Genomic DNA, 6,093 nt, shown 5'->3' with positions numbered 1-6,093 from the left:
GAGAGAGCCACACCAATGACACCGGCAGGCAGCCGCAATGTGGGAGCGACTCACCGAGCACCTGGACCAGAGTCTGGCCGGACCCGATCCTGCCGCCCAGTCTTAAAGTAGCCGCGAAGAGCTCGCCTGCAGACCCTTGCGGCGTTCGATGACCGACCTGCCCGCCCACAGCCGGTGACCGATATCGCGAACCCTCTCGTGCCGCGAGTGGCTCGTCACTGGGCGCGGCTGGCAGTGCCCTGACTACAAATTAGGTGTCTGCTCGAGCGGACTGTCGCCGTAACTCGACCGTAGGTACAGCCATGTCCCTGGAGAGTCACCTGGCTGTGATGCGCTTAACTCGCCGACGCCCCAGCCAGGAAACCAGATCCGAGCGTCGACGTCCGGTGCGTCCACGCGAACTGCCGCGCCTTGCAGACAGGTGCGCACCCACGCTGGTGCGTGCGCGAGGTCTGTCAAGTACGGCGTCCTGCTGTCATCGAGGCGAACAACCCCGCCGAATCGCGCGTCACGGAAGCTGGGGCCTGCTCCACTATCACGCCGTCTGAGATGCGCACCAGTGAAGACCACGTCGTCAAACGCAGCGCCGGCGAACGAAGCTGATTCACTGAACCGCGCTTGACTAAAATTCGCAAATGCGCGAAACTCAGCACCTGCAAACGTTGTATCACGACTAAACCGAGCCCGATCGAAGTTAGCCATGTTGCCAAAAATTGTGTTCTCAAAGTCAGCCCGTCCAGTAAACACAGCCCATTCAAAACTGCTGACCTCATGGAGATGTGCGTATTCAAAGTTGGCATGCCAGAGAAACTCTGCAAGACTGAAGTCGGCTGAATCGAGAAGCTCGGCGCCGGTAAAGTCTGCGCGTCGTTCGAAGCGCATGCCGCCGAAATCGGTGGCGCCGTCGAAGGTAGCATTGCGGAAGTCGGCGTTGGCCACCTGACAGTTGTGGAGGTCGAGGTTGACAAGGCTGGCGCCACTGAGGTTAAGATCGATGTTCGACCAGAATTTCGGGTTGGCGGGCGCGTTCCCCCACCCTCTGTCCGGCTGCAAATGTGTGGTCAAGATGCGCTGAGCAGTGAATCGGACCTGCAACTCGGCGACGTTACGGTTGGCGCGACGATCGGTTGAGTCGGCGGAGGAGCCGCGGCTGTCACCGAGCGGTGCGTCTGCCATTGGCGCGGGAATCGGACTTCGCTCCGTGGTCCTGTCGCTGATTCGGAGGTAGCCGCAGATCACCTCGACGATCGTCTGCCGGTGGCTTTTGTTGTCCTGAGCGAGACGTTCCAGCGCGTACAGCCCACCGACACGAACAGCCGCGTTGTCCGAACCCAACTGCTCGACCGCCATCGTGTAGAGTTCGGTCACCCTGCGGTCAGCTGCATCATCCTCGGCATGGCCTTGCGTGCGCTCGGCCAGCCACTGACGCCGCGCGGTGAGCGCGAGAGCCACGCCGGCCCCGATCCCAGCCGCGACGGTAATCGACGTCTTGATGGCGTCAATTCGCGCGGTCGCACGGACGGGTGCCGAATCAGCTTCATGCAGCAGCCACACCGACACTGCCCACGTCGCGCCCAGCACAGCTGCGGTCGCGAACAGGACCATCCACCACCGCAACGACCGTATCGGCTTCCGGTGCTGCGACTGGGCAAGTCGACCGCGGGTGATGTCATACAGAGTTTGTCGCACTCGGCGACCAGCGAAGACGATCAAGAATAGGCCGCCGGCGCTTAGGATCACTGGGCTTTTGGCCACAAGTGGACTGAGCGAGTGAGGCACCGACGTCGGACTGATTGGCGTGCCGAAGACCCAAAATAGCCCAGCGAGTATTACTGCGAACGCGCCGGCGTTCATGGCCGAGCGGGCTTTGCGTACTCGCCGAAGATAGTGTTCTGTTGTGTCGTCAGCCATACCTGTTTCACCTCGGCGATCTTTAGTGCGTAGCTTCCACCTGCAGGGGCGTACACCACGTCGTCGGAAACTTCCCGTGTCCGCTGGGTGGTTGCGACACCGAATCCAGCCGCGGTTGCCGCGTTAACTGCGAAAATAGCCCGACGCCCAGGGTGCGCCTGTGGTGATCGCGAGGTCGGGCCGGGTTTCGGTGACGACAGCGTAGGTGGCGGCGAGCGCACACCAGGCGGCCGGATGCTACATTGATCACCTCCCCGAAGCTGCCACGAGCAAGTAGTCGCTTCACGCGGCGAAGTGGTTACAGCATCAAGCCGAATCGAGTAGCTTGATCCACCGGAAGCGGCTCCCGTGCCTACTGCATGGCTTGCTCCGTGCCTAGGCGAACTCGGAGTCGTCCTCTGAGGCATCTTCGAACGCCAGTTGCACGCGAGTGCGCGTGCAGTCGCTGACTTGGCCGATGTCTGACGCCACCTTTCAGCCGGGCCATGGACGGATCCCCGCGAGCTTGTCCACGACAGAGCCTGGGGCGGTGTGGGTCTTGCTCCCGCCGCCGAGGGACTGGTTGCAGGCGGTCGCGACGAGGGCTTTTTCGAATTCTCCCTTGAGCCTTCTGCAAGGCCGCCCGGACGTCGAGCGCGGCCGCGGACTCAGCGGTCGCGACCGGCGTCTCGGGCAGCGCATCCCGCAGCTCGGCGCGACGGTAAGGCCGGCGGGCTTCGTCGATGGCCAAGCGGGAAATCACCCGGCGGGTGTATCCGTCGATGCCGGCCGGGTCGATGCGGTGTCAGCGCGTATACAGCCGCAGCAGCGCCGTCTGGACGAGGTCCTCGGCCAACGACCAGTCCCCACACATCAGGAACGCTTCCCGGCGCCACACCACAGCGCGCTCCCGAACGACCTGACTGAACTCCCAGCGATCGGTCACGACCACCCCTCTCTCACCCATACATACGAGACCGGGCCACCAGACCGTTGCATGATCACCCCGCCGAATTCCTCAGCACTCCCGCTCTCTCCGGAACCCCAGCCACAACCCGGCCAGGACTGCGCGGGTACCTAGTCGTGGTCCTCGTCGTGCCAGTCACCCGAACGGTGCACTGTCACGACATAGTGTTCGGCGCCCGCCGGGTCGTCGTTGACGACGGGAATCACGGCGGTGCACGAGATGCAGACAGCACGAATCTCGTACAGTCCGAGCCCGTCGGCAAGCGGGCAGGGCCTTGGGCTTCGCTGGGCACCTCCGTGATGATCAGCATTGCCATGGCGTCGGAAGACGGCGAAGTTCGGGATCGGAGCCGTCGCGTTCTTCGTCACGGAAAACGATCATGTTTCGGTCCGGGGTGCACCATCAGCTCTGCGGGTAGCCAATTGATCTGACCGCGGCGCCGCGTTCCCGCAATGGAGCGCGGTGTCGGCCTGCGGCCCCGCCGTACTGACCGGCAACAACACCGGCGCAGCGAGCACCGCGAGCACCTGCAGAGTGTCGCATCACCAGCGCCCGCCGCGCGCATGAGCCCGCCGCCGCGTCGCCGAGTTAGATCTTGCTGCAGACCTACCAGCAGCAGCGCATAGGCATCACCGTGCCGAGCCAGATGCGAACCGGTTTCTCCACGGAGACCAACGGGGTAGCCACGGTAGACGGCATGCGCGTCGGTGTTGCAGCCGCAGGGCCCTCTCCATATCGGCGTGGTCTTACCGCGGCTGCATCGCGTCGTAGAGCACCTGGGCGATGGCCGTGACCCTGTCCTTGCAGGTTTGCGTGTCGTCGGTAGCCGCTTTCCAGTCGTCTATCCCGACCTTGAACGTCGCGTTGCTGTCCAAAATAAGCAAGTCACAGGCCTTGCCACTGGGAGCCAGTCCCCATGCCGCACGCTCCCCCAGGTGCGCTGCCGGGTCCAGCACGTAACCGGTCGACGATGTCTGGACGTCGAATCCGCTGCGTTGCCGCTGCACGGTGTTCACTTCCACATCGAGATGGACGGTCACGGCGTTCGCCGAGTCGGCGAACGTGCACAGCCAGCCCTTACTCCCTTGCAGCGGGGTTTCGGAACTCTTCGGCGGCAGGTTCCCTGCGCGGCGAGCGACGTCGTCGCAGCCGGCCAGCGGCGCGGCCCCGTACTTGCCGTCGACCTTGTCGTAGCTGCTGCCGCGGTTGAGCAGGGCGAACGCTCCCACGGCGACGCCGACCACGACGACCACGCCGATCGCCACCATGGCGACGATCCAGCCGGTGCCGAGGCCGCGCTTCGCGGGCCTGGGACCTCCGCGGTGGTATTGCGGGAATCCTTGGGGGGCCGGTGTGTTCACTGCTGGACCTCCCGGGTCACAGGTTGACCGCCTGCGGCCAGTGGCCTCCGGGCAGCCGAGGGTCGTTCATCAGGCCCTTGGCGTCGCGGATGCTGGCCAAGGTGCCCATCAGCCGGGTGGCGATCTCGGCCAGGCGGTTGATCCCGTTGGTGACAAGTCCACCGAGCGCGTCGGCGAGGTCCTTGGCGGCGAAGGGGATTCCAACGACAGTGGCGGTTTCGAGCGACGCGGTCACCAGCGCGCCGAGGAAGTCGGCGATGATCTTCACCAGACCGGTCATGAACTCGACGTTGAGCTTGGCGATGTTCATCAGCCAGCTGCTGATCGCGTCGGCCTTGCCGCCCTGGCCGCCAATCGCCTCCACCGCATCGCGCTGGATCTTGGCCCGGTTCCGGTACTCGGTCGCGGCCGCGCCCTCCCAGTAGGCGAGGTTCGGGTCGGCGGGAGCTTCGACCGAGCCGACCATGGCGGAGACGTCCTTCTGGACATGATCCTGCCAGTTGAAGCTCTGGACGATCAGCGACACGACCGGCATGTGGTGTTCCACGGCGTACTGCACGAGCTTCACGACCTTGTCCAGGCCGTCGCGGATCTGCTTCAGCGCATCGGAGACCCAGATCAGGGCCGGACCGAGGACGTATTTCCAATCGTTGATGTGGTTAACCGCGGCATTGTACTTGTCGATGATCTTGTGGATCTCGCCCTCGATCGTGCCGAACATGCCGTCGAGAGGGCCGGTGTAGGCCTCGGGGCCTGCAGGTGTGGTCATGTCTACTGCGGTGCCGTTCCGTAGATCTTCTTCAGGTCGATTTCGGTGACTTCCTCCGCCAGCTCATACATCTGCGCCGTCTTCTGCAGCGCGTCGTCGACCTGGTCGAACTCGAGGACGCCTCCGTCGACAGCTTTTTCGACGTAAGAGCGTAGGGATTCATAGGTGTCGCTCAGCAGTGACGCGTTGAACGCTTCCGTGGCCAGCGTGAGCGGATCACCGACGAAAAAAGCCGCCGGTCCCAGGGTCGCGTTCTTCACGACCGGGTTGACCTTGCTCAGCGTGTCGGCGAAGCCACGCCACTTCGTTCCCTCAGCACGCACGGCCGAGGTGATGACCTTGTAGCCAACCATCGCCAGCCCCTAATCGTCGTAACGGAACTCGAAGACGTCCTCGTCCTCCGGCCGCGGCTGCCGGGCGGAACGCGACGGCGCCTGAGCAGCGGACGCGGCAAGGCCGGCTGCCGCGAACATCTCGAGGACGTCCAGCTGGAGGCGGTCCGAGCCGGCGTTCGCCAGCACGTCGACCGCCCCCGTCAGCCCGGCAGGACTCCCACCTCGCAAGTGCAGCACGAAGTACCCGCGCGGACTCCGGACGTCACCGACCACGGGAGTCGGCCGGCCGGCATCGAGGCGATGGATGCGTTCCAGCTGCGCGTCGACATCGTCCATTCGCGCGCGAATGGCGGCGATCCATACGTCATACGGCAGGTATTCGTCGAGGACAGGAATCTTCTCCACGGGATCAGCGGCCGCCGGCTCTGTGGTGTTGGCGAGTTCGACGACCGTGGCGCGCTGAACGGCCGTGACGTAGGTCTGGAAGAGCACCCCTGCGAGCCGGGGCACCGGGATCCGGGACGCCCAGCTGCGCTGGATGCCAACACTGATCACCGTGCATTCCGCATCGACGACGACTCTGATGGTGCCGCTCGGATCCCGGGCCTCATATTCGGCGGCGGGCTCGACTCTCTCGCCGCCGGGCTGCAGCAGCTCGTTCAGCTGCGCGTCCGCTGCGGCAACATCGGGTACATCGAGCTCCGCGAGCACGACTTGGTCAAGACTGAACGCCAACGGTCCTCCCCTTGCGGCCATAGCTGGCTACACCGT

General features: G+C 64.4%; 7 protein-coding genes. All 7 read right to left on the bottom strand.

Translation table 11 applies throughout. The features are described from left to right. Nucleotides 1–243: 243 nt before the first annotated feature. The 7 genes from AB0M80_RS43115 to AB0M80_RS43085 all read right to left on the bottom strand — a co-directional run bounded on the left by AB0M80_RS43115 (nt 244) and on the right by AB0M80_RS43085 (nt 6,057). Nucleotides 244–1,605, bottom strand: a complete 1,362-nt coding sequence (locus tag AB0M80_RS43115) for a pentapeptide repeat-containing protein (RefSeq protein ID WP_364576347.1) — start codon at nt 1,603–1,605, stop codon at nt 244–246. Nucleotides 1,606–2,695: 1,090 nt separating this feature from the next. Beyond that, nucleotides 2,696–2,836 carry a hypothetical protein gene (locus AB0M80_RS43110; RefSeq protein WP_364576346.1) on the bottom strand — a complete coding sequence of 47 codons (141 nt, stop codon included), beginning with the start codon at nt 2,834–2,836 and terminating at the stop codon, nt 2,696–2,698. Between the two features lie 131 nt (nt 2,837–2,967). Then, nucleotides 2,968–3,225, bottom strand: coding sequence for a hypothetical protein (locus AB0M80_RS43105; RefSeq protein WP_364576345.1), 258 nt, complete (start codon nt 3,223–3,225; stop codon nt 2,968–2,970). A gap of 378 nt (nt 3,226–3,603) precedes the next feature. Beyond that, entirely contained in the window at nt 3,604–4,218 is a 615-nt protein-coding gene (locus AB0M80_RS43100) for a hypothetical protein (RefSeq protein WP_364576344.1), read from the bottom strand. Between the two features lie 16 nt (nt 4,219–4,234). Beyond that, the gene (locus tag AB0M80_RS43095; protein ID WP_364576343.1) at nt 4,235–4,987 is read right to left on the bottom strand and encodes a hypothetical protein; all 753 of its coding nucleotides are present in this window, start codon (nt 4,985–4,987) and stop codon (nt 4,235–4,237) included. Nucleotides 4,988–4,989: 2 nt separating this feature from the next. After that, nucleotides 4,990–5,340, bottom strand: a complete 351-nt coding sequence (locus AB0M80_RS43090) for a hypothetical protein (protein ID WP_364576342.1) — start codon at nt 5,338–5,340, stop codon at nt 4,990–4,992. A 9-nt stretch (nt 5,341–5,349) separates the two neighbouring features. Further along, nucleotides 5,350–6,057 (bottom strand): hypothetical protein, encoded by a 708-nt coding sequence (locus tag AB0M80_RS43085; protein WP_364576341.1) that lies wholly within the window; start codon nt 6,055–6,057, stop codon nt 5,350–5,352. Nucleotides 6,058–6,093 lie beyond the last annotated feature (36 nt).

Source organism: Amycolatopsis sp. NPDC051045 (assembly GCF_040682955.1).
Taxonomy (GTDB): Bacteria; Actinomycetota; Actinomycetes; order Mycobacteriales; family Pseudonocardiaceae; genus Amycolatopsis.
This window is presented reverse-complemented; position numbering and strand designations above follow the sequence as displayed.

Coding starts and splice junctions, on each gene's coding strand:
- AB0M80_RS43115 (WP_364576347.1), bottom strand. CDS start 1,605: ATGGTCCTGTTCGCGACCGCAGCTGTGCTGGGCGCGACGTGGGCAGTG.
- AB0M80_RS43095 (WP_364576343.1), bottom strand. CDS start 4,987: ATGACCACACCTGCAGGCCCCGAGGCCTACACCGGCCCTCTCGACGGC.
- AB0M80_RS43090 (WP_364576342.1), bottom strand. CDS start 5,340: ATGGTTGGCTACAAGGTCATCACCTCGGCCGTGCGTGCTGAGGGAACG.